The sequence below is a fragment of the Mesorhizobium sp. M6A.T.Cr.TU.017.01.1.1 genome, from assembly GCF_004023115.1.
GTDB lineage: Bacteria > Pseudomonadota > Alphaproteobacteria > Rhizobiales > Rhizobiaceae > Mesorhizobium > Mesorhizobium mediterraneum.
The window spans coordinates 1-19,397 of sequence record NZ_RZTA01000031.1; the positions used below are offsets into that span (position 1 = coordinate 1).

The following is a 19,397-nucleotide window of genomic DNA, read 5'->3' on the forward strand; positions in this document are numbered from 1 at the left end:
CCCTTGCTCCCTGGCGGCAGCCATCTGGGCGGCGGCGCGGTCGCCGACCAGCGCCGTGGCGATCGCCAGCGCCGAGCGGGCCTCGCCTTCCTGCGTCTTGGCCAGCGTCCAGCGCAGGTGCAGCAGCGTCGCTTCGGCCTTGCGGATATCGGCCGACAGGTTCTTGAAGCGCGACGCCTGGCGGGCTTGGCGCTTAAGGCTTTCGATCTGGCTTTCGAGTTCGCCGACGACGTCGTCCAGCCGTTCCAGATTCTGTTCGGCCGCCTTCAGCCGCAGCTCGGCCTCATGGCGGCGTGTGTGAAGGCCCGAAATGCCGGCCGCCTCTTCCAGAAGCGCGCGGCGCGCCTGCGGCTTTGCCTGGATCAGCTCGCCGATGCGGCCCTGCCCGACCATCGAAGGCGAGCGCGCGCCGGTAGACTGGTCGGCGAAAAGCAGTTGCACGTCCTTGGCGCGGGCTTCCTTGCCGTTGATGCGGTAGAGCGAACCGGCCTCGCGCTCGATGCGGCGCGAAACCTGCAGCTCATCGGCATCATTGAAGGCCGAGGGCGCAGTACGGTCGCTGTTGTCAAGGAAAAGCGTGACTTCGGCGGTATTGCGGGCCGGACGCGTTCCGGAACCGGAAAAGATGACGTCGTCCATGCCGGACGCGCGCATGTTTTTGTACGAGCTTTCGCCCATCACCCAGCGTAAAGCCTCGACAAGGTTCGACTTGCCGCAGCCGTTCGGCCCGACGATGCCGGTCAGGCCGCGTTCGATGACGAACTCGCCGGGTTCGACGAAGGACTTGAACCCGAGCAGGCGAAGGCGCGAGAACTTCATTCGCGCCGCCCCATAGCCAAGTTCCGCAAAAGTGTTCCGCGGTTTTGCGAAGAGAATCCGCGGCACAGCAAAAAGCTGCGCACGCCGAAGCGCAGCCGCTTCGGCGCTGCGGAAACGTCAGAGCAGAGGGTCGATGATGGCCGATATTTCCTCAATCGACAGCGCCCCCTTGTAGGTCTTTCCGTTGATAAAGAAGGTCGGCGTCGAGTCGACCTTGAATTCATCGGCGCCGCGCTTCTGGACCGACCTCACATCGTCCAGAAGTTTCTGGTCCGTCAAGCAGGCCTCGAAGGACTCCTGTGTAAAACCGGCCATCTTGGAGATTTGCAGCAGGGCATCCTTGGTATTGGCAACACCTGCCCAGTTCGCCTGCTGCTTGAACAGAACGTCTACCATCGGGAAATAATTGTCCTTGGAGCAGCGCGCCAGCATGAAACCGGCCTCAGCGCTGGGGTCGAACGGAAATTCGCGCAGGATAAGGCGGGCCTTGCCGGTGTCGATATATTTCGTCTTCAGCTCCGGGAGGGTGGTTTCGTGGAAATGCGCGCAGTGCGGGCAGGTCATCGAGGCATATTCGACGATTGTGACTTTCGCGTCGTCCTTGCCCAGTTGCGCGTCGGGCAGCGCGCCTGGCTTCAGCAAGGCCGCCATGTCCACCGTGCCCTGGGCCTCAGGCGCCTTGACCGCGGCCGGCGTTGCCGGCTTCGCCGGATCGGCCGGCTTCATCGCATCGGCGGGAGCCGCATCCTGCGCGACGGCCTTCTCGCCCGAGTCGCTGCAGGCGGCGAGCAGAGCCACCGCCGGAATGGCGGCCAGCGACGACAGGAGGTTTCTGCGGGACAAAGGACGGGTCATACGAATCACCTGACAATAGTTGGATTTTGCAATGCAAAGACTAGAAAAGGCGAGAGTTGGCGCGAATTAAGGCATCGCCGTCCCCATTCCAATCGCCAAACTTTGTGTGCGCGATCACGAAAGCGCGAGATTATACCTTCTTTTGACCGAGAATGGTGGCGCCGAGCCGCTCCAGCGAAGCACGCAGCCCGTCATCCTCGATCATTCCGACAGTGCCTGACAGCTTCACCTTCTCGGCCGCAGTCAGCGGCCGGAAGCTTGGTTTAGGCCGCCCCTTGTCCGCCGTCACCGGCTTTTGCACGATTCTGATCCGGCCGATAGCGTTGAAGCCGAGGAAGGCGTTGACCCTGTTGATGATCTCGCCGGTTTCGTGCTGCAGATGGAGCGCGGCCATGCCTTCGCAGGCGATGACCAGCACCGCCGGCTCGAACGGATCGTCTTCATGCATGCGCCGCGGCCACTGGATCTTTTCAGGGCGCGAACGGCTGGCGAGCCGAGGCCCGGCAATCTCCTCCCAAGACTGCACGAGCCCGATCGACATGCCGGCCCGCTTGCGCAACACCGGATCGAGGATCTGGGTTGCGAGATCACTCACCGGAACGGGATTGCCGAAGGGCCTTTTCCCTGCCATGTGCGTTCTCCAGTCACGACCTTCACCAAGCATCGGCTAGGCCTGTCCTCGATCAATGGCACTGCACGACCAGACCCGCAAGACCGCATCCGGCGGAGCCGCGTCTAGAGACAGCAGCAAAGCTGCGTCCGACGATAGCAGCAAGGCTGCATCGGGGGAGAGCGCCGAGATCGCGTCCCGCCTGCTCGCCTGGTACGACGCGCATCACCGCGACTTGCCGTGGCGCATTGCGCCGCGCGAGCTGGCACGCGGGGTGCGTCCCGATCCCTACCGCATCTGGCTTTCCGAAGTCATGCTGCAGCAGACCACGGTGGAAGCGGTAAAATCGTATTTCCGGGCCTTTGTCCAGAAATGGCCGGATGTCGAGGCGTTGGCCGCTTCACCGACCGAAGATGTCATGAAGGCCTGGGCCGGGCTCGGCTACTATTCCCGCGCGCGCAATCTAAAGGCCTGCGCCGATCTCGTCGCACGGCAAGGCGGCAGGTTTCCGGATACGCAAGCTGCCTTGAGAGAGCTGCCCGGCATCGGCGCCTACACGGCGGCGGCGATCGCGGCGATCGCCTTCGACCAGCCAGCCGCGGTCGTCGACGGCAATGTCGAGCGTGTGGTTTCCCGGCTGTTCTCGATCGCCACGCCGCTAAGCGAAGCCAAGGGAGACATACGCGCCTATGTCGAGCGCATGGTTCCAGCGACCAGACCGGGCGATTTCGCCCAGGCGATGATGGATCTGGGCGCGACGATCTGCACGCCACGCCGGCCGCGCTGTATGCTGTGCCCGCTGCGAGACGATTGCAGCGCCACTGTCTCGGGCGACCCCGAGCATTTTCCGGTGCGCCTGCCGAAGGCGGAAAAGCCATTGCGGCGTGGCGCCGCCTTTGTCGCCGTCAGGGCCGACGGCGCCATTCTTTTGCGAAAACGTGCGGAAAAAGGCCTGCTCGGCGGCATGACCGAGGTGCCGACGACCGGCTGGACAGCACGGATTGACGGCGCCACCACGGATGCGGCAGCCCCCTTTCACGGCGACTGGCGGCCCGCCGGGCGGATTGGCCACGTCTTTACCCATTTCGGGCTTGAACTCGACGTGTTCAAATCGGTGACAGAAGGCGCTGCTCCGGCGGGGCATTTCTGGTCACTGGCCCATGAAATTTCCGGGGAAGCCTTACCCACTGTCATGAAAAAGGTAATCGAAGCGGCGATACCGGGCGCGACCAAAAAGCAGCGCCCGCATTGAATTGCATTGAATGAGGACAGAATGACTGAAATCCGCCACATCGTTTTCGACATCGGCAGAGTGCTGATCCACTATGACCCGAACCTTCCGTTCAGCCGTCTCATTCCGGATGCCGAGGAGAGAAAGTGGTTCTTCGACAATGTCTGCACGCATGACTGGAACATCGAGCAGGATCGAGGGCGGACATGGGAGGAAGCCGAAGCCCTGCTGATCGCCGAACATCCCGACCATGCCGAAAACATCCGCAGCTTCCGCCGCCTCTGGCACGAGATGGTGCCGCACGCCTATGCGGACAGCGTTGAGATCATGGAGAAGCTGATCGACACCGGCCACGACGTCACCATGCTGACCAACTTCGCCTCCGATACGCTCGCCGAAGCCCGGCAGCGTTTCGATTTCCTCAACCGTCCGCGCGGGGTGACCATTTCGGGCGAGATCGGCCTGATCAAGCCTGATCGCGGCATCTACGATCATCACGTCGCCGCCTTCGGCCTCGAGCCCGCGGCCACGCTGTTCATCGACGACAGCCAGAAGAATGTCGAAGGTGCCAAGGCGGCCGGCTGGCAGTCCGTGCTGTTCACCGACGCCAAGACGCTCAAGGCGGACCTTAGAGAGCTGGGGATCAGAGTGTGATTTGAATCACTTCGACAGGCCGATCGATAATCCGCTTTAACATGACGGATCCATAGAATCCGTCGTCAGGCCCCTGCCCGCTCCATGCCAAGACGGGCTATGCGGCGAAGCTCGTCGATCGGGGTCAGGCCGCCGCTGCGCTCATAGTGCCAGAAGGTCCAGCCGTTGCAGGCGTCCAGCCCCTGCACTTCCGCGCCGATCTTGTGGATCGATCCGGCGCTGTCGCCGATCGCCACCGTGCCATCGGCGCGTACCCTGGCCGCCCAGCGCTTCTTGGCGTCATAAAGCGTGGCACCCGGCAACATCAGCCCGGTGTCGATGAGGCTGACGAAAGCAACGCGCGGCTCGGCGCGCTTGCCGGTAAGCACGGTAAGATCGGCGCCATTCAGCGGCCGGACTGCATCTATGCGCTCGTTGGCGGCGTCGATATAGGTCTGCTCGCGCTCGATGCCGACGAAATGGCGGCCGAGGCGCTTGGCTACCGCGCCGGTGGTGCCGGAGCCGAAGAAGGGATCGAGGACGATATCGCCGGGCTTCGTCGAGGCCATCATGATGCGGGCGAGCAGCGCCTCGGGCTTCTGCGTCGGATGCAGCTTGTCGCCATTTTCGTTCTTCAGGCGCTCACCGCCGGTGCAGATCGGGAACAGCCAGTCGGAGCGCATCTGGATGTCGTCATTCGACGCCTTCAGCGCTTCGTAGTTGAAGGTATAACCCTTGCCCTTCTGATCGCGCGAGGCCCAGATCATCGTCTCATGGGCGTTCTGGAAGCGACGGCCGCGGAAATTCGGCATCGGATTGGTCTTGCGCCACACAACATCGTTGAGGATCCAGAACCCCAGATCCTGCATCTTGGCGCCGACCCTGAAAATATTGTGGTAGGAGCCGATGACCCAAATGGTGCCGTTCGGTTTCAGCACGCGGCGCGCCGCCAGCAGCCAGGCGCGGGTGAAGGCGTCGTAGACCTCAAAACTCGCGAACTGATCCCAGTCATCGTCGACGGCATCGACCTTGGACTGGTCGGGCCGGTGCAGATCGCCATCGAGCTGCAGATTGTAGGGCGGATCGGCAAAGATCACGTCGATGGACTTTTCGGGCAGCCGGTCGAGCGCGGCGACGCAATCGCCCTTCAGGATCGTATCCAGCCATTCGGACTGCTGGGGAGCATGGGAAAGGTCGTCGAGAAGACGCACGGCAGACATTGTGACACCCAAAGCACGCGTTACTGTTTACTCCCTGTTATGGTTACCGATCAGCGTAAATATTCGATGAAGGTTGAGGGTTCGGACCACAGGTAATTTGCGAAGGCCGGCCTGTTGGTGTATGCCGCGCCGCCTGAGCGTCTCAGCCTCCTCCCTCCCGCTTTCCGGATCGCCAATGCCCCAGCCAGACCTTGTCATCTTCGATTGCGACGGCGTGCTCGTCGATTCCGAAATCATCGCCGCGCGCATCGAAGCCGAGCTTTTGACATCGGCCGGTTACGAGATATCGGCCGAGGAGATTTCCGAAACCTATGCCGGGCTGACCTTCAAGGACATCATGATGCGGGTCGAGGAGAAGTCCCGCATCCCATTCCAAGCCTCGTTGATCGACCGCGCCGAAGACCTGGTCGACCGCAGGCTGCGCAGCGATGTGCGCGCCATCGACGGGGTGCACGAGGCGGTCGCCGCGGTGACTGCACCGCGCTGCATCTGCTCGAATTCTCGCTCCGAGCGGATCGAATTCATGCTGGAGAAGGTGCATCTGCTGCCGTTTTTCAACGGCCGGATTTTTTCCTCTCTGGAAACACCGAGCGGAAAGTCCAAGCCTGCCCCAGACGTGTTTCTCTTTGCCGCGGCAAAGCTCAAGGCCGATCCGGCCAACACCTTCGTCATCGAGGATTCCGTGCATGGCGTGACCGGCGCCAGGGCAGCCGGCATGCGCGTTATCGGCTTTACCGGCGCGGCGCACAGCTATCCCGGGCATGCCGACGCGCTGACCGAGGCCGGCGCCGAAACGGTCATCCGCCGCTGGGCAGAACTGAAAAGCGTGATCGCCGCCCTGTCGGAATGGTCGGATGCGTGATGCATACGCCTCCGACCGGAGGCGGCCCTAATGCCGCCGCTATTCGGCTGCGGCAATCTTCTTGTCGGTCTTCTTCGCCGGGCCTTCGTCATAGCCGGCGAACGCCTGATAGTCCTGCGCAGTGGGCTCGGGAACGACGACGTTCGAATCGGTGAAGACGAACTGGGTGGCACTCGAGGGATTGGTAACCTGGACCTGATGTTGATGAAGCTGCGAGTAAAGCACCTCGGTGCCATGCATCACTGCGATACGGATCGGCATTGTGATCGTGCCCGGGCTGAACATCGGTCCCGGAACGACCTTGCCGGCGACGGCGATCTTCATCGTCAGCGAGCCGTTGGCACGGTTGCAGTCGCGGGTCACATCGGTGATCGAGGCCTGATAGATGACCTTCGCCGAATCGTCCTGCTGATCGCTGCTCGCGTCGAGCGCAGCAGCCTCGGCGTCCTGAGCGGCGGCTTTTTTCTTGGGCTTCTGGTTGCCCTTGGCATAGGTGTTGAAGAAAGCGGTGCCGTCGCGCAGCGTCACTTTCGGACAATAGGCCAGCAGTTGGCTGGAAAGAACCTTCGGGTCCGGAGGTGGTGGCGGTGTCGAGTCCTTTTTTCCGAAGCCCAGAATGCTACTGCCGCCTGATTGGCAGCCGGCGGCGGTAAGCATAAAGCCAGCGAGGGCCAGACCCGCGACAAAACGACCGTTGAATGAATGAAACGCCATGAACTGCACTTCCCTCTCGCAAAGCGGGTGACGTATATCAACCGCGCGGCAAAAATGCGACTGAGCAAGCGCGGAAATTAACCACTTTGCCGCGGATGAAGCCGCCCGGCAGCAATGGACATGTAACGATGCAATATGTGAGTACCCGCGGGGAAGCGCCCGTGCTTGGATTTTCCGACGCGGTGCTGGTGGGTCTGGCACGCGATGGCGGACTTTATGTGCCTGATGCCTGGCCGCAGTTTTCGGCGGCAGAGATCCGCGCCATGCGCGGCCTTGCCTATCCCGACCTCGCCATCCGCGTGCTGTCGCCGTTTCTCGGCGACGAGATCGCGATGCCGGTGTTCGAACGCCTGGTGCGTGAAGCCTATGCGACCTTTCGCCACGAGGCGGTCTGCCCGCTGGTGCAAACCGGCTCGAACATGTTCGTTCTGGAACTCTTCCACGGCCCGACACTTGCCTTCAAGGACGTCGCCATGCAGCTTCTCGCCCGGCTGATGGACCATGTGCTTGCCGAACGCGACCAGCGCGCCACCATTGTCGGCGCCACATCAGGCGATACCGGCGGGGCTGCCATCGATGCCTTCGCCGGGCGCAATCGGACCGACATCTTCGTTCTTTTCCCGCACGGCCGGGTCTCGCCGGTGCAGCAGCGGCAGATGACGACGTCCACCGCGGCAAATGTCCATGCACTGGCGGTCGAAGGCAATTTCGACGACTGCCAAGGCCTGGTGAAGGACATGTTCAACGATCACGGTTTTCGCGACCGGGTGTCGCTGTCGGGCGTCAATTCGATCAACTGGGCGCGCATCATGGCCCAGATCGTCTATTATTTCTCATCGGCGCTGTCGCTCGGCGCGCCCGACCGGCCGGTTTCCTTCACGGTGCCGACCGGCAATTTCGGCGACATCTTCGCCGGCTACGCCGCCAAGAAGATGGGGCTGCCGATCGAGCGGCTTATCATCGCGACCAATGACAACGACATTCTGGCGCGCACGCTGTCGAGCGGCGAGTACCGCACGAAAGGCGTCTTTTCGACCACGTCGCCGTCGATGGACATCCAGGTCTCGTCGAATTTCGAGCGCCTGCTGTTCGAGGCGGCCGGTCGCGATGCCTCGACCGTGCGGCGCTACATGAGCGGCCTCAAGCAGTCCGGCGCCTTCGCCATCGAAGCGGGCGAGATCGCCAGGATCCGCTCCGAATTCGATGCTGGCCGTTCGACGATGGACGAAGTCGCCGCCACGATCCGCTCGACGCTCGACGCCAGTGATTATTTGCTCGACCCGCACACGGCCGCGGCCATGCATGTTGCGGGTGCGAAGGCCACCAAGGCCGTGCCCATGGTGGTGCTCGGCACCGCCCATCCGGCAAAATTCCCGGCTGCCGTCGGAGCCGCCAGCGGCGTGTCGCCTGCCCTGCCCGCGTGGCTAGGCGGGTTGATGACATCAGAGGAAAAATACACGGTACTTCCATCCGACCTGAAAATGGTGGAAGATTATGTTAGCCGTCACACGCGGGCGGCAAGTTAGGGAGTATTAGCTATATGGGTGTTGAGGTAAGCCGTCTGTCGAACGGCCTGACAGTCGCCACCGAAACCCTTCCAAGCCTCGAATCCGTCGCTCTTGGTGCCTGGGTCAAATCAGGCGCCCGCAACGAGCGTAACGAAGAGCACGGAATGGCCCACCTGCTTGAACACATGGCGTTCAAGGGAACCAGAAGGCGCAGCGCCTTCGAGATCGCCTCGGAAATCGAGGATGTCGGCGGCGAGATCAATGCCGCCACCAGTGTCGAGACCACATCCTATTATGCCAGGGTGCTGAGCGACGACGTGCCCCTGGCCGTCGATATCCTCTCCGATATCCTGCAGGAATCCGAGTTCGACCCGCAGGAGCTAGAGCGCGAGCAGCATGTGATCCTGCAAGAGATCGGCGCCGCTCACGACACGCCCGACGACATCGTCTTCGACCGTTTCACCGAGACGGCCTTCCGCCACCAGACGATCGGCCGTTCCATCCTCGGCACGCCGGAAACCGTCAAATCGTTCACCTCGAAGCAACTGCACAAATTCATCGAACGGCAATATGGCGCCGAACGCATGGTGGTCGTCGCCGCCGGCGACATCAAGCACGACAATTTCGTGCGTGAGGTCGAGAAGCATCTCGGCGGCTTCCGCAGCAAGTCCGACAACACGATGCCGCAATATGCGCAATATGTCGGCGGCGATTTCCGCGAGGACCGCGACCTGATGGACGCGCAGATCGTGCTGGGTTTCGAGGGCCGCGCCTATCATGTGCGTGACTTCTACGCCTCGCAGGTCCTGTCGATGATCCTTGGCGGCGGCATGTCGTCGCGCCTTTTCCAGGAAGTCCGCGAAAAACGCGGGCTGTGCTATTCGGTCTATGCCTTCCACTGGGGTTTTTCTGACACCGGCATATTCGGCGTCCATGCCGCGACCGGGCAGAGCGACATCGCCGAATTGGTGCCGGTGGTCATCGACGAGTTGCAGAAGGCCGGCGAGAACATCCTGCAGGAGGAACTCGACCGGGCACGCGCCCAGTACCGCGCAGGCCTGATCATGTCCGCCGAGAGCCCGGCCAGCCGCGCCTCGCAGATCGCCCGGCAAATGCTTCTGTTCGGCCGGCCGATCGCCAAGGAAGAGCTGATGGAACGGCTGTCGGCGCTGACGGTCGAGCGGTTGACGGACCTGTCGTCACGGCTGTTTTCGACCAAGCCGACGCTGACTGCCGTCGGACCGGTGGGCACGCTCGCTCCCTATGAGGCGGTCCTTGAGTCGCTTTCGGGCACGCAGACCACGGCCCGAAAGCTCGCCGGCTAAGTCCATCAAAGCGTCATGTTCGCGCTCCCTTTCTTTCGCCGTGACCTGCCGGCACTGAAGGGCGATAGCGTCACGCTGCGCGTGCCGCTGACCAACGACTATCGCGAATGGTCGGTGCTGCGCGGGGAAAGCCGCCGCTTCCTGGAGCCGTGGGAGCCGCGGTGGAACCCCGACGAGCTCGACCGCACGGCCTGGCGGCATCGCCTCAGCCGTTACCGCGAAGATTACGCGCAGGGAACGGCCATAGCCTTCTTCATCTTCGACAAAAGCAGCGGCAAGCTTGTCGGCGGAATCACCCTCGGCAATATCCGCCACGGCGTCGCGCAAAGCGGCCATATCGGCTACTGGATCGGCGAGCGCTACAGCGGCCACGGCCTGATGACCGACGCGGTCAAGGTGGTGACGCGCTTCGCCTTCGATACGCTGAGGTTGCACCGGATCGAAGCTGCCTGTATTCCCGACAACGCCCGGTCGATCCGCGTGCTTGAAAAAGCCGGATTCCGGCGCGAAGGACTTCTGCGATCCTATCTCAGGATCAATGGCATCTGGCAGGACCATTACCTCTACGCCCGGATCGAGGACGATCTGCCCGGCGCGGGAACGAAGGACTGATTTTTGACGAATTTCCTGCGAATCGGGTCGCTGTTCGCCTTTGTCCTGACGGCAATCGTCACGCTCTGCGCGGCGTCCTCGGCCTTCGCCGTCGAACCGATCAAGATCGCCCGCGACGACGTGGCGCTCGACCTTTCGGGCGCGGTCGAAATCTACCGCAACCAGGGCGAGAACTTCCAGGTGTCGACCGCGCCGGGACCGGACGGCATCGTGCGGCGCATCGAGGTCGAGGCCAATGATGCGCGCTCGACCGGCGACTGGGCGGTGTTCGCGCTAGCCAACACCACCGACCAGCAGCTCGACAGGCTGATCGTCGCACCGCATTTCCGGCTGGTGAATTCCGGCATCTTCTGGCCGGATCTCGGCTCGACCCGCATTGCCGCGATCACGCCCAGCGAGGGCTTCGCGCTCGACCGCCAGACCAGCCCCGACGCCGATGTGTTCCGGGTGACGCTGAATCCCGGAACGGTGATCACCTTCATTGCCGAACTTGCCTCGCCCAAACTGCCGCAGGTCTATCTGTGGGATCCGGAATCCTACAAGGACTCGGTCAATTCCTACACGCTGTTTCGCGGCATCGTCATCGGCATCGCCGGCCTTCTGGCGTTGTTCCTGACCATCCTTTTCGTCGTCAAGGGAACCTCGATGTTCCCGGCTACCGCCGCACTCGCCTGGGCGGTGCTCGCCTATATCTGCATCGATTTCGGCTTTCTCAACAAGGTCCTGGAAATATCGCCCGGCAACGAGCAGATGTGGCGAGCCGGAACGGAGGTGGCGCTTGCGGCGACCTTCGTGGTGTTCCTGTTCGCCTATCTCAACCTCAACCGATGGCACGGCCATTTCAGCTACGGCGCGCTGGTCTGGATTCTGGGGCTGGTGCTGATCGCAGGCGTTGCAATCGTCGATCCGGCGGTCGCCGCCGGCATCGCCAGGCTGTCCTTCGCCGCCACCGCCCTGACCGGCCTCGGCCTGATCATCTTCCTCGGCATACGCGGCTACGACCGTGCCATCATGCTGGTGCCCAGTTGGGTCATGGTCTTGTTGTGGCTATGTGGGTCGTGGATGGCGATCACCGGCATGCTCGACAACGACATCGCCCAACCGGCGCTGGGCGGCGGGCTGATCCTCATCATCCTGCTGATCGGCTTCACCGTCATGCAGCACGCCTTTGCCGGTGGCGCGCTGCATCAGGGCCTGTTCTCCGATCTCGAACGGCAGGCGCTGGCCGTCGCCGGATCGGGCGACACGGTTTGGGACTGGGACGTGATGCGCGACCGCGTCGTCACCAAGCCGGATGTCAGCATCCAGCTTGGCCTTGCGCCCGACAGTCTGGGCGGGGCCGCCCGCAACTGGCTGCCGGTGCTGCATGCCGACGATCGCGACACGTTCCGCACGACGCTCGACGTGGTGCTCGAACACCGGCGCGGCCGCGTGTCGCAGAACTTCCGCCTGCGCGGCGCCGACGGGCACTATCACTGGTTTTCGCTGCGCGCTCGGCCGGTGATCGGATCGGACGGCGAGGTCATCCGCTGCGTCGGCACCATGGTCGACGTGACGGAGCAGAAAAAGTCAGAGGAGAGGCTGCTGCACGATGCCGTGCATGACAATCTCACCGGCCTGCCGAACCGGGAATTGCTGATGAACCGGCTGGAGGCGATCATCTCGATCGCGCGCACGGAAGAGAAGGTGCGTCCGACCGTCTTCGTCATCGACATCGACCGGTTCAAGCAGGTCAATGACGGGCTCGGCATCTCGGCCGGCGATACCATCCTGCTGACCATTGCGCGCCGCCTGCACCGGCTGCTCAAGCCGAAGGATTCGCTGTCGCGCTTTGCCGGCGACCAGTTCGCGCTGATGCTGCTTTCTGAACAGGACCCGGCCCGCATCGCGGCGGTCGCCGACGCCATCAAGCATGCGATCAACAATCCGATCACCTTTGCCAAACGCGAGATCGTGCTGACCGCCTCGATCGGACTGGTCACCTGGACCTCGGCGCAGAGCTCAGCCGAGGACATGGTCAAGGACGCCGAGCTTGCCATGCACCAGGCCAAGCGTTTCGGCGGCGACAGGATCGAGCCTTTCCGCCCCGCCTTCCGGACCGTCGGCACCGACCGGCTGCAGTTCGAGTCCGACCTGCGCCGCGCCATCGAACGGCGCGAATTCACACTAGCCTACCAGCCCATCGTGCGGCTGGAAGACGGCAGCGTTGCCGGCTTCGAGGCGCTTTTGCGCTGGGACCATCCGCGCCGCGGCATGATCCCGCCGGGCGATTTCATCCCGGTCGCCGAGAGCTGCGGCCTGATCGTGCAGCTTGGCCTTTTTGCCATGCAACAGGCCGCCGAAGATCTGGCGGGCTGGCAAAAGCAGATCGGCGATGCGCCGTTGTCGGTTTCGGTCAACTTGTCCAGCCGTCAGCTCATCCGCCGCGATCTGGTCAGCGACGTCCGCTCGGTGATCGCGCGAGCCAATCTAAAGCCGCGCTGCTTCCGGCTCGAACTCACCGAATCGCTGGTGATGGACAATCCCGAGCAGACAGCCCATGTGCTGAACAAGCTGAAGAAGCTTGGTATCGGCCTGTCGCTGGACGATTTCGGCACCGGCTACTCATCGCTAGCCTATCTGACGCGCTTCCCCTTCGACACGATCAAAATCGACAAGAGCTTTGTCGACGACTCGACACCGAAGCGCGCGGTGCTGCTCAAATCCATGGTCAATATGGCGCATGAGCTCGGCCTTTCGGTCGTGGCCGAAGGCATCTCGGACGAAAGCGATGCGCTCGAACTGCGCCAGATGGGCTGCGAATATGTGCAGAGCTTCATGTTCGGCGCGCCGATGCCCGGCGATCAGGTGCTGAAGACGCTGAAGGAACAGTATCCGCTGACTCAGGCTTGATTTTTGCGCATGTCGTTGTCCCAAATCCGCTGAGCATTTTTTGGGCGACATGCGTACCCGCTTGGAATGGCAGAGAACGACCCTTCCTAACCAGAGCGGCCTTATGCCGGCCGCTTCCCGGCGCTCGGAGGTTGCAAGTCAACCCTTCTGGTCCGCAGTATCGAAAACTTTAACTCCCGACCCGTGGCGTGGCTCTACCAATGTTGGAAGCCTGAATTAACGGCGGCGATAGAGATAGCTCTCGGAAAGACCGAGGCGACGGCATGACTGGACGGCTGGTGATGAGGGGAGCACGATGCTCTCGCAGATTGCAGCCGTCATCTTCACAAAAGCACGCTCCCACGGCTTCAGGGTCCAGCGGTCGCCGAGCGCCAACCGCTCGCGGACCCAGCGGGGTAGGATCTCGACTGCCGCCTTCAGAAATGGCCGCTGAAGCGGTCGAGCCACTCCCGGCAAGGCGGGAACTTCTTCCATGATCTCCAGGAATTCCAAGATGATCGGCGACGCGACTAGTCTTTGCCTCATCACGTCGAACAGCGCGTAAAGCTCGGCCTGAGACGTGGGCGCGTCAACCGCACCATAGAGAAGCGCGACGGGGCGAGCCTCAGCAAACATCGCGTCCCGTTCGAAAAAATGCAGACGATGCACATAGACGTGATACGCCTCCATGAAACCAAACTCGGCCGTCGCTTGCACCCAGTCCAGCAACTCCGGGTCGGTGGCGTGGTATGGCTCACCTTCGCTGGTTCGACCTGAAACGCGGCCATGCATCCTGACTACACCTTCGATCATGGCCTTAGCCTTGGTTTGGGGGCCGTAGACAGTGACCAAGGCAGCGAGGCCAGTGCGCTGTAATCGTCGCAGCGCATGGGAGCGGAATGTGCTGTGCTGCCAAATGGCGTCGCGAACCCGCGGCTCCGCCAATTCGAGCAGCACCGCAGTAACCCCACCGACGAACAGCGCAACAGGGTTCTTGAAAATACGCCAGGACACCGAGCTGGGCGGTAACAGCGCCGGCTCGCCTTGCGGGATCGAGAAATCCATCTGAGATCCGAGCCGCTGGCGCATAAACGACTGCGCAAGAGTGTCCACACGACGCTCAAGCGGGCCAGGCAGAAGAATGATGCCCGAGTTCCCAAACATGGACGCCTCCGACTTCGGGAACAACAAGCGTTGAACCTGTCGCTAGCGAATGCAGTTATGCACGAACGTCGTTGGTCTTCCCGCCGTTCCAAATGATTAGCCTCGCGCGTTGCGCAAGACTTCTCCAGAACACCGGGCCCGGATGGTCATCACGAGCCCGGTCGTGATGGCCTTATGGGGTCAGATCGAGCGCCGGCACGATTCTGTGATAGGGCAGTCCTGCATCGTCGTTTAGACGCTTCACGTCGGTATTGGAGACAGCGTCAAACAGGCACATGCAGCGCCCGTCCTCCGGTGCGAAGGTCGAGCGCAGATAGCTGATGTCGGTGCCGTTGGACGTCATCTCAGCGGCCTTGCTGATCGCCGCCTTCTGTGCATCTCCCAGAGCTTCCATGCTGATGCCCTTGAGGTCGCGTTCCACCATATAGACGGTCATTTCCAGATCTCCTCCTAGTTCAGTGACTACAGGAGTTGAATGCAATGGCGGGCGAAAGAAAACGACATTTTTTCTATCGATCGATAGCCGACAGTTATCGATGAAGGGGCTATAATGTCGTTTCGTGGAACCGCCTCGGGAGGGCTCGCCATGGAGATGTTTCAGGTCCGCTACGTGCTTGCGGCCGCGAAAATACTGAATTTCACCAAGGCCGCCACCGATTGCAATGTGTCTCAGCCGGCGCTCACCAAAGCGGTCAAGACGCTCGAGGATGAGCTTGGCGCGCCCTTGTTCCACCGCGAGGGAAAGCGCGTCCTCCTGAGTGAGTTCGGGCGCTCCATTCTGCCGCATCTTCAGCAGATCATGCAGGAGGCCCACGCAACCAGGACGCTTGCTGATAATTTTAGGCTACTCAATCAGGTGCCGATCCGGCTCGGCGTGATGTCGACCATCGGCCATGTGAAGCTCGCCCGGTTCCTGGCAAAGTTCCAGCGCGACTATCATGGTGTCGAGCTTGAAGTTAGCGAAGCGGGCGTTCAGGAACTGAAAGACAGGCTTGAGCATGGCGATCTCGATCTGGCCGTTCTCAATCCGCTGGAGGGATTGGGAGCGGCTTTCCGCGTCCATGATCTCTACAGTGAGCGTTACGTCGTCGTATTCGCGCCCGATCACCGGCTTGCGACCCTCGATGCAATCAAGTTGGTCGATCTCTCTCAAGAACCCTATGTCGATCGTCTGTCCTGCGAAATGAGGGACCTTGTGATGGGGGTGTGCCGGGAAAGAAACGTTAGCCTTTATGCCCGCTTTCGTTCCGAGCGCGAGGATTGGGTCCAATCAATGGTGCTGGCGCGGATCGGCTTCGCCTTCATGCCTGAATATTCGGTGACATCGCCTGAACTTCTGCAGCGCCCGCTGATCGAACCCGCGGTGGCACGCACGGTGTCCCTGGCTAGCGTTCCGGGCCGGCCCTATAGCCCGGCGACGGCGGCAATGGTCCGAGCTGCCCAAAGTTTCGATTGGCCAGGCTAGGCGTTATTGCTGAAGCTTGAGCTGCTGCTGGTTTGAGATGCTTTCTCTCTTTCTCCTAAACGGCTGCAACTTTCTCTTGGTTGGAATCGCACGCGGCCAAGGAACAGCGGAGAAGGCTCGCGATGGCCGGATGGAAATCTGAGGGAGGACAATCATGACCTTGCCCAGTTACGCAATGAACCAGGCAAGTTTCCCGGAAATGTACGAGCGGTGGCTCGTCGGCCCTCTCTTCCGTCCATGGGCCGAGTTGGCTCTTGACGAGCTGGAATTGTCTTCGGGCGATCGCGTACTCGATATCGCTTGCGGAACAGGAATAGTGGCGCGCGTTGCAAGAGAGCGGCTCGGTGAAGCCGGATACATCGTCGGCGTCGACATCAGCCTGGACATGCTTGCCGTGGCACGGGCTGTAGAACCAGCCATTGACTGGCGTCGGGGCAATGCCGGCGAGCTGCCTCTGCGTAACGGTGAGACGTTCGACGTGGTCGTCTGCCAGCAAGGACTGCAGTTCTTTCCCGACAAACCCGCGGCGGCGGCGCAGATGCGTCGCGCGCTGGCGAAGGGTGGTAGGCTGGCGCTTGCCACGTGGCGCCCGGATGACGAAATCCCGTTCTTTCGCGAACTGCGCCGCGTGGCGGAGCGCCACCTGGGCGCCATCGCCGATCAACGGTACAGCTTCGGGGAAGCGGCGCCACTTGAGGCGCTGCTGCGAGACGCCGGCTTCCACGAGGTCCGATCAAGGACTATTTCGCGCACCATCCATTTCGGGGAAGGCGCACCCTTCCTGCATTTGAATACGATGGCGCTGGTCGGGATGAGTTCTTTAGCCAAGGAAATGGACGATCAGGAACGCAAGCGCGTCGTGGAGGAGATCGTGAGCGAGAGTGCGCCCGTGCTGCAGCCGTACACCAACGGGTCGAAACTAGCCTTCGAGCTCAGCACCAATCTGGCGACAGCCAAAGGGTAAATGATCTCTCTTCACAAGCAACGCATTGCCTACGCAACGCTCGGTAAAAATCAACCCATTGTACATTACGAATTATTTCGCCGCACTGCGGCCATTGTACCGCCATTATCAATGACTAGCTAGCGGAGGCACTGACCGTTCTTCTTGTCTTTTCGACGTTGACGGCTCAACGTTGGAAATAGATCTTCCCAAAATATCTGGGGCAGACAAGGAACGGAGGATGACCTGGCGTCACTCCAAAGAACACGTGAATTCTTTGCTTGCGGAGGCGTCATTCTTTCGGGCGTGCGGCCTTTGTCGAAAAGGATCGCGGGGCTTGGCTTGGCGGCGACAGTGGCAGCCATGCCATGGCCGGTCTATTCGGGAGCCTTGGTCAACGGAGCGACCGAAGCCGCGGTTGCCACTGCTGTTCCGTCCTCCGCTCTGGGTTTCCCCTCGGCCGCGCCCGAGTTCGACATCATCGATCCGGGCACCATATCGACCTCCCGACGCAAGGGAGAAGGCACCTTGGCCGATGCATTGAAGGGCACCGTCTCCATCCTTTCCAAAGGCGCGGAACAGATCGTCGTAGGCATGTCGGTGCACGAGTTCGGCGAATACAAGGTGTCCCAGTACATTGCCAGCGAGATTCTGCGTGCAGCCAAGGACACCCAATTTCCTGCCGACACCCTTTTCGCGATCGCCGAGAAGGAATCCTCCTTCGACATCAACAACCGCCCGCCTAAAGGGTCGGCACTTGGTCTTATGCAGTTCCTCGACCAGACATGGCTCGAGGCCGTGAAGGACTACGGTGCAGAGTTCGGCCTGGGCGACGAAGCGGAACTGATCCGGATCCGCCTCGAGGGCAAGCGCGAACACCATTTCGTCGACGACAAGGCCGAAGAAGAGCGCATCCTTGAATTCAGGCGCGATCCCTATCTGTCGGCAGCACTTGCGGCCAAGAACCTTCTTGCGGCCAAGGAGCGCATCGAAGCCCGTCTCGAGAAGGCCATGGACGAACGGGATCTTTACCTCCCCCATTTCCTTGGCACCAACGGCGCAGCAAACCTCCTGTCGAACGCCGACGAGACGCCCAATGCCAAAGCCAGCAAAATCTTCCCCAAGGCGGCGCGGTTCAATACCGCGATGTTCAGGGCCAAGGGAAAACAGCTCACCGTCGGCCAGTTTCACCAGCGCATGCGCTCCTTCTTAGAAGCCCGCATCGGCAAATACAGCGATGTCGAAACCCGCGTGAAAGAGGCTGACCTTTTCTGGACAGCCGATATCGAGAATCTCGTCTACGATTTGGGCAAACGGCTGGCGATGGTGTCAGGTTTTCACCACTAGGCGTGACCGGCCGCCAGGCTAAGATGCGCAAGGTCGATACCGATCGAAGCGAGAATCCGGTCGTATTTGCGCTCGATGTCAGTATCGAACAGAAGCTCCGCAGTTGCCGGGCAGGTCAGCCAGCCGTTCTCGGCGATTTCGCTTTCCAGCTGGCCGGCGCCCCAGCCCGAATAGCCGAGCGCCATCAGCGCGTGCCGAGGGCCGCGGCCCGACGAAATGGCGCGCAATATGTCGACGGTCGCGGTCAGGCATATCTCGTCGGAGACGGTCAGCGACGATTCCACCCGGTAGTCGCCCGAATGCAGGACGAAGCCGCGGCTGCGGTCCACCGGTCCGCCGTTGCGCACGACGAAGTCACGGGCCTGCGCGGGCAAGCGGATCGCCTCCTGTTCGTTCATAATGCCGAGCTGCACGAGAAGATCCGGAAACAGCATCTGCTGCGTCTGGTTGATGATCAGGCCCATCGCGCCTTCGTCGCTGTGCGCGCAGATGTAGATGACGGAGCGCGTGAAGCGGTCGTCCTTCATGCCAGGCATGGCAATCAGGAACTGGTCGTCGAGAAAGCCGCGTCCTGCGACCATCTTCTTGTGGCGCAATAAGTCCATGACAGGCAGCGTAACGCGTTTTGGAAGCGCCGAAAAGATGTGCCGCGCGCGATTTGGTCTCGGCTGTGCGTCTAAGGTCACGCAAAGCGGTGCCCGAGGTCACGCAAATATGATAACAGCGACGCCATGAAATCATTGCGCAGCCATGAACGGACGCTCAAATCACCGCCATGCAAAGCTTGAAAGTCCTGCTGCTCAGCGCCGCTGTCGGATGTGGAACCGGCCTTCCCGCTGCAGCCTCCTCGTCGATCTGGTACAACACCGAAGGCGGCAAAGTGCGGCTTGTGACCACCGGCAAGCCCGACGAAGCCGGGCGCATCCATGGCGTCCTCGATATTGCGCTCAAGCCTGGCTGGAAAACCTACTGGCGCGATCCGGGCGACGCGGGCGTGCCGCCGCAAATCGATGTCTCGGCCAGCACCAACATTGCCAACGCGACTTTTTCGTTTCCGCCGCCCCAGCGCCACGACGACGGCTACGGCAAATGGGCCGGCTATGACCATCCGGTTTCGCTGCCGGTGACGTTCACGTTGTCGGCGCCGAACGAGCCGGCCGTCATCGACGCCGATATCTTTCTCGGCATTTGCGAGACGATCTGCATCCCGGCGCAGAC

General features: G+C 61.6%; 19 protein-coding genes. 11 read left to right on the forward strand and 8 right to left on the reverse strand.

Annotated elements, in window-relative coordinates; genetic code table 11:
• From EOB36_RS12480 to EOB36_RS12490, 3 genes are all read right to left on the reverse strand, one after another.
• On the reverse strand, positions 1-819 hold an 819-nt coding region (locus EOB36_RS12480), incomplete at its 3' end, for a chromosome segregation SMC family protein (RefSeq protein WP_164897505.1).
• 117 nt (positions 820-936) lie between these two features.
• The gene (locus EOB36_RS12485) at positions 937-1,674 is read right to left on the reverse strand and encodes a DsbA family protein (protein ID WP_095486154.1); all 738 of its coding nucleotides are present in this window, start codon (positions 1,672-1,674) and stop codon (positions 937-939) included.
• Positions 1,675-1,804: 130 nt separating this feature from the next.
• Complete coding sequence (locus tag EOB36_RS12490; protein WP_095486155.1) at positions 1,805-2,305, reverse strand: DUF721 domain-containing protein; 501 nt, start codon at positions 2,303-2,305, stop codon at positions 1,805-1,807.
• A 55-nt stretch (positions 2,306-2,360) separates the two neighbouring features.
• Between EOB36_RS12490 and mutY the strand changes: the two genes are divergently transcribed.
• Positions 2,361-3,536: an A/G-specific adenine glycosylase gene (mutY, locus tag EOB36_RS12495; RefSeq protein WP_128284957.1), complete on the forward strand. Its 1,176-nt coding sequence runs from the start codon at positions 2,361-2,363 to the stop codon at positions 3,534-3,536.
• A 21-nt stretch (positions 3,537-3,557) separates the two neighbouring features.
• Positions 3,558-4,169 carry an HAD family phosphatase gene (locus EOB36_RS12500; RefSeq protein ID WP_126103221.1) on the forward strand — a complete coding sequence of 204 codons (612 nt, stop codon included), beginning with the start codon at positions 3,558-3,560 and terminating at the stop codon, positions 4,167-4,169.
• 65 nt (positions 4,170-4,234) lie between these two features.
• Here EOB36_RS12500 and EOB36_RS12505 read toward each other — a convergent pair whose 3' ends face one another.
• A complete protein-coding gene (locus tag EOB36_RS12505) occupies positions 4,235-5,368 on the reverse strand; it encodes a site-specific DNA-methyltransferase (RefSeq protein ID WP_095486158.1) in 1,134 nt (377 codons plus the stop codon).
• Between the two features lie 175 nt (positions 5,369-5,543).
• Here EOB36_RS12505 and EOB36_RS12510 point away from each other — a divergent pair, with 175 nt between their 5' ends.
• On the forward strand, positions 5,544-6,230 hold the full coding sequence (locus tag EOB36_RS12510) for an HAD family phosphatase (RefSeq protein ID WP_095486159.1): 687 nt from the start codon (positions 5,544-5,546) through the stop codon (positions 6,228-6,230).
• Between the two features lie 39 nt (positions 6,231-6,269).
• Here the strand turns inward: EOB36_RS12510 and EOB36_RS12515 are convergent, their stop codons facing one another.
• On the reverse strand, positions 6,270-6,944 hold the full coding sequence (locus EOB36_RS12515) for a hypothetical protein (protein WP_127206240.1): 675 nt from the start codon (positions 6,942-6,944) through the stop codon (positions 6,270-6,272).
• Positions 6,945-7,072: 128 nt separating this feature from the next.
• On the opposite strand from EOB36_RS12515, the gene thrC reads away from it, so the two are divergent.
• From thrC to EOB36_RS12535, 4 genes are read left to right on the forward strand one after another with little or no spacing between them, the layout of a single operon-like run.
• Positions 7,073-8,470, forward strand: a complete 1,398-nt coding sequence (gene thrC, locus EOB36_RS12520; RefSeq protein WP_128284958.1) for a threonine synthase — start codon at positions 7,073-7,075, stop codon at positions 8,468-8,470.
• A 14-nt stretch (positions 8,471-8,484) separates the two neighbouring features.
• A complete protein-coding gene (locus EOB36_RS12525) occupies positions 8,485-9,777 on the forward strand; it encodes a pitrilysin family protein (RefSeq protein WP_126103224.1) in 1,293 nt (430 codons plus the stop codon).
• A 15-nt stretch (positions 9,778-9,792) separates the two neighbouring features.
• Positions 9,793-10,389, forward strand: a complete 597-nt coding sequence (locus tag EOB36_RS12530; RefSeq protein ID WP_128284959.1) for a GNAT family protein — start codon at positions 9,793-9,795, stop codon at positions 10,387-10,389.
• 3 nt (positions 10,390-10,392) lie between these two features.
• Positions 10,393-13,281, forward strand: coding sequence for an EAL domain-containing protein (locus EOB36_RS12535; RefSeq protein ID WP_095486163.1), 2,889 nt, complete (start codon positions 10,393-10,395; stop codon positions 13,279-13,281).
• A gap of 216 nt (positions 13,282-13,497) precedes the next feature.
• On the opposite strand, the gene EOB36_RS12540 is transcribed toward EOB36_RS12535, so the two are convergent.
• Together EOB36_RS12540 and EOB36_RS12545 are read right to left on the reverse strand one after the other, a co-directional pair.
• On the reverse strand, positions 13,498-14,424 hold the full coding sequence (locus tag EOB36_RS12540) for an oxygenase MpaB family protein (protein ID WP_206072965.1): 927 nt from the start codon (positions 14,422-14,424) through the stop codon (positions 13,498-13,500).
• Between the two features lie 172 nt (positions 14,425-14,596).
• Entirely contained in the window at positions 14,597-14,860 is a 264-nt protein-coding gene (locus tag EOB36_RS12545; RefSeq protein ID WP_095486164.1) for a DUF4242 domain-containing protein, read from the reverse strand.
• Between the two features lie 150 nt (positions 14,861-15,010).
• On the opposite strand from EOB36_RS12545, the gene EOB36_RS12550 reads away from it, so the two are divergent.
• The 3 genes from EOB36_RS12550 to EOB36_RS12560 all read left to right on the forward strand — a co-directional run bounded on the left by EOB36_RS12550 (position 15,011) and on the right by EOB36_RS12560 (position 18,179).
• Positions 15,011-15,889, forward strand: coding sequence for a LysR family transcriptional regulator (locus EOB36_RS12550; protein ID WP_164759281.1), 879 nt, complete (start codon positions 15,011-15,013; stop codon positions 15,887-15,889).
• 154 nt (positions 15,890-16,043) lie between these two features.
• Complete coding sequence (locus EOB36_RS12555; RefSeq protein WP_095486166.1) at positions 16,044-16,853, forward strand: methyltransferase domain-containing protein; 810 nt, start codon at positions 16,044-16,046, stop codon at positions 16,851-16,853.
• 342 nt (positions 16,854-17,195) lie between these two features.
• On the forward strand, positions 17,196-18,179 hold the full coding sequence (locus EOB36_RS12560) for a transglycosylase SLT domain-containing protein (RefSeq protein ID WP_245467779.1): 984 nt from the start codon (positions 17,196-17,198) through the stop codon (positions 18,177-18,179).
• On the opposite strand, the gene EOB36_RS12565 is transcribed toward EOB36_RS12560, so the two are convergent.
• Positions 18,176-18,784, reverse strand: a complete 609-nt coding sequence (locus EOB36_RS12565; RefSeq protein WP_126103230.1) for a YqgE/AlgH family protein — start codon at positions 18,782-18,784, stop codon at positions 18,176-18,178. The genes EOB36_RS12560 and EOB36_RS12565 overlap by 4 nt on opposite strands.
• 170 nt (positions 18,785-18,954) lie before the next feature.
• On the opposite strand from EOB36_RS12565, the gene EOB36_RS35130 reads away from it, so the two are divergent.
• Positions 18,955-19,397, forward strand: a 443-nt coding sequence (locus EOB36_RS35130; RefSeq protein WP_281035484.1) for a protein-disulfide reductase DsbD domain-containing protein, incomplete at its 3' end; no start/stop codon positions are given.

Bases quoted from the DNA above. Each gene is read 5' to 3' on its own strand.
- EOB36_RS12485 (WP_095486154.1), bottom strand. From the start codon at position 1,674: ATGACCCGTCCTTTGTCCCGCAGAAACCTCCTGTCGTCGCTGGCCGCC.
- EOB36_RS12490 (WP_095486155.1), bottom strand. From the start codon at position 2,305: ATGGCAGGGAAAAGGCCCTTCGGCAATCCCGTTCCGGTGAGTGATCTC.
- mutY (WP_128284957.1), top strand. From the start codon at position 2,361: ATGGCACTGCACGACCAGACCCGCAAGACCGCATCCGGCGGAGCCGCG.
- EOB36_RS12500 (WP_126103221.1), top strand. From the start codon at position 3,558: ATGACTGAAATCCGCCACATCGTTTTCGACATCGGCAGAGTGCTGATC.
- EOB36_RS12505 (WP_095486158.1), bottom strand. From the start codon at position 5,368: ATGTCTGCCGTGCGTCTTCTCGACGACCTTTCCCATGCTCCCCAGCAG.
- EOB36_RS12510 (WP_095486159.1), top strand. From the start codon at position 5,544: ATGCCCCAGCCAGACCTTGTCATCTTCGATTGCGACGGCGTGCTCGTC.
- EOB36_RS12515 (WP_127206240.1), bottom strand. From the start codon at position 6,944: ATGGCGTTTCATTCATTCAACGGTCGTTTTGTCGCGGGTCTGGCCCTC.
- thrC (WP_128284958.1), top strand. From the start codon at position 7,073: ATGCAATATGTGAGTACCCGCGGGGAAGCGCCCGTGCTTGGATTTTCC.
- EOB36_RS12525 (WP_126103224.1), top strand. From the start codon at position 8,485: ATGGGTGTTGAGGTAAGCCGTCTGTCGAACGGCCTGACAGTCGCCACC.
- EOB36_RS12530 (WP_128284959.1), top strand. From the start codon at position 9,793: ATGTTCGCGCTCCCTTTCTTTCGCCGTGACCTGCCGGCACTGAAGGGC.
- EOB36_RS12540 (WP_206072965.1), bottom strand. From the start codon at position 14,424: ATGTTTGGGAACTCGGGCATCATTCTTCTGCCTGGCCCGCTTGAGCGT.
- EOB36_RS12545 (WP_095486164.1), bottom strand. From the start codon at position 14,860: ATGACCGTCTATATGGTGGAACGCGACCTCAAGGGCATCAGCATGGAA.
- EOB36_RS12550 (WP_164759281.1), top strand. From the start codon at position 15,011: ATGGAGATGTTTCAGGTCCGCTACGTGCTTGCGGCCGCGAAAATACTG.
- EOB36_RS12555 (WP_095486166.1), top strand. From the start codon at position 16,044: ATGACCTTGCCCAGTTACGCAATGAACCAGGCAAGTTTCCCGGAAATG.
- EOB36_RS12560 (WP_245467779.1), top strand. From the start codon at position 17,196: ATGCCATGGCCGGTCTATTCGGGAGCCTTGGTCAACGGAGCGACCGAA.
- EOB36_RS12565 (WP_126103230.1), bottom strand. From the start codon at position 18,784: ATGGACTTATTGCGCCACAAGAAGATGGTCGCAGGACGCGGCTTTCTC.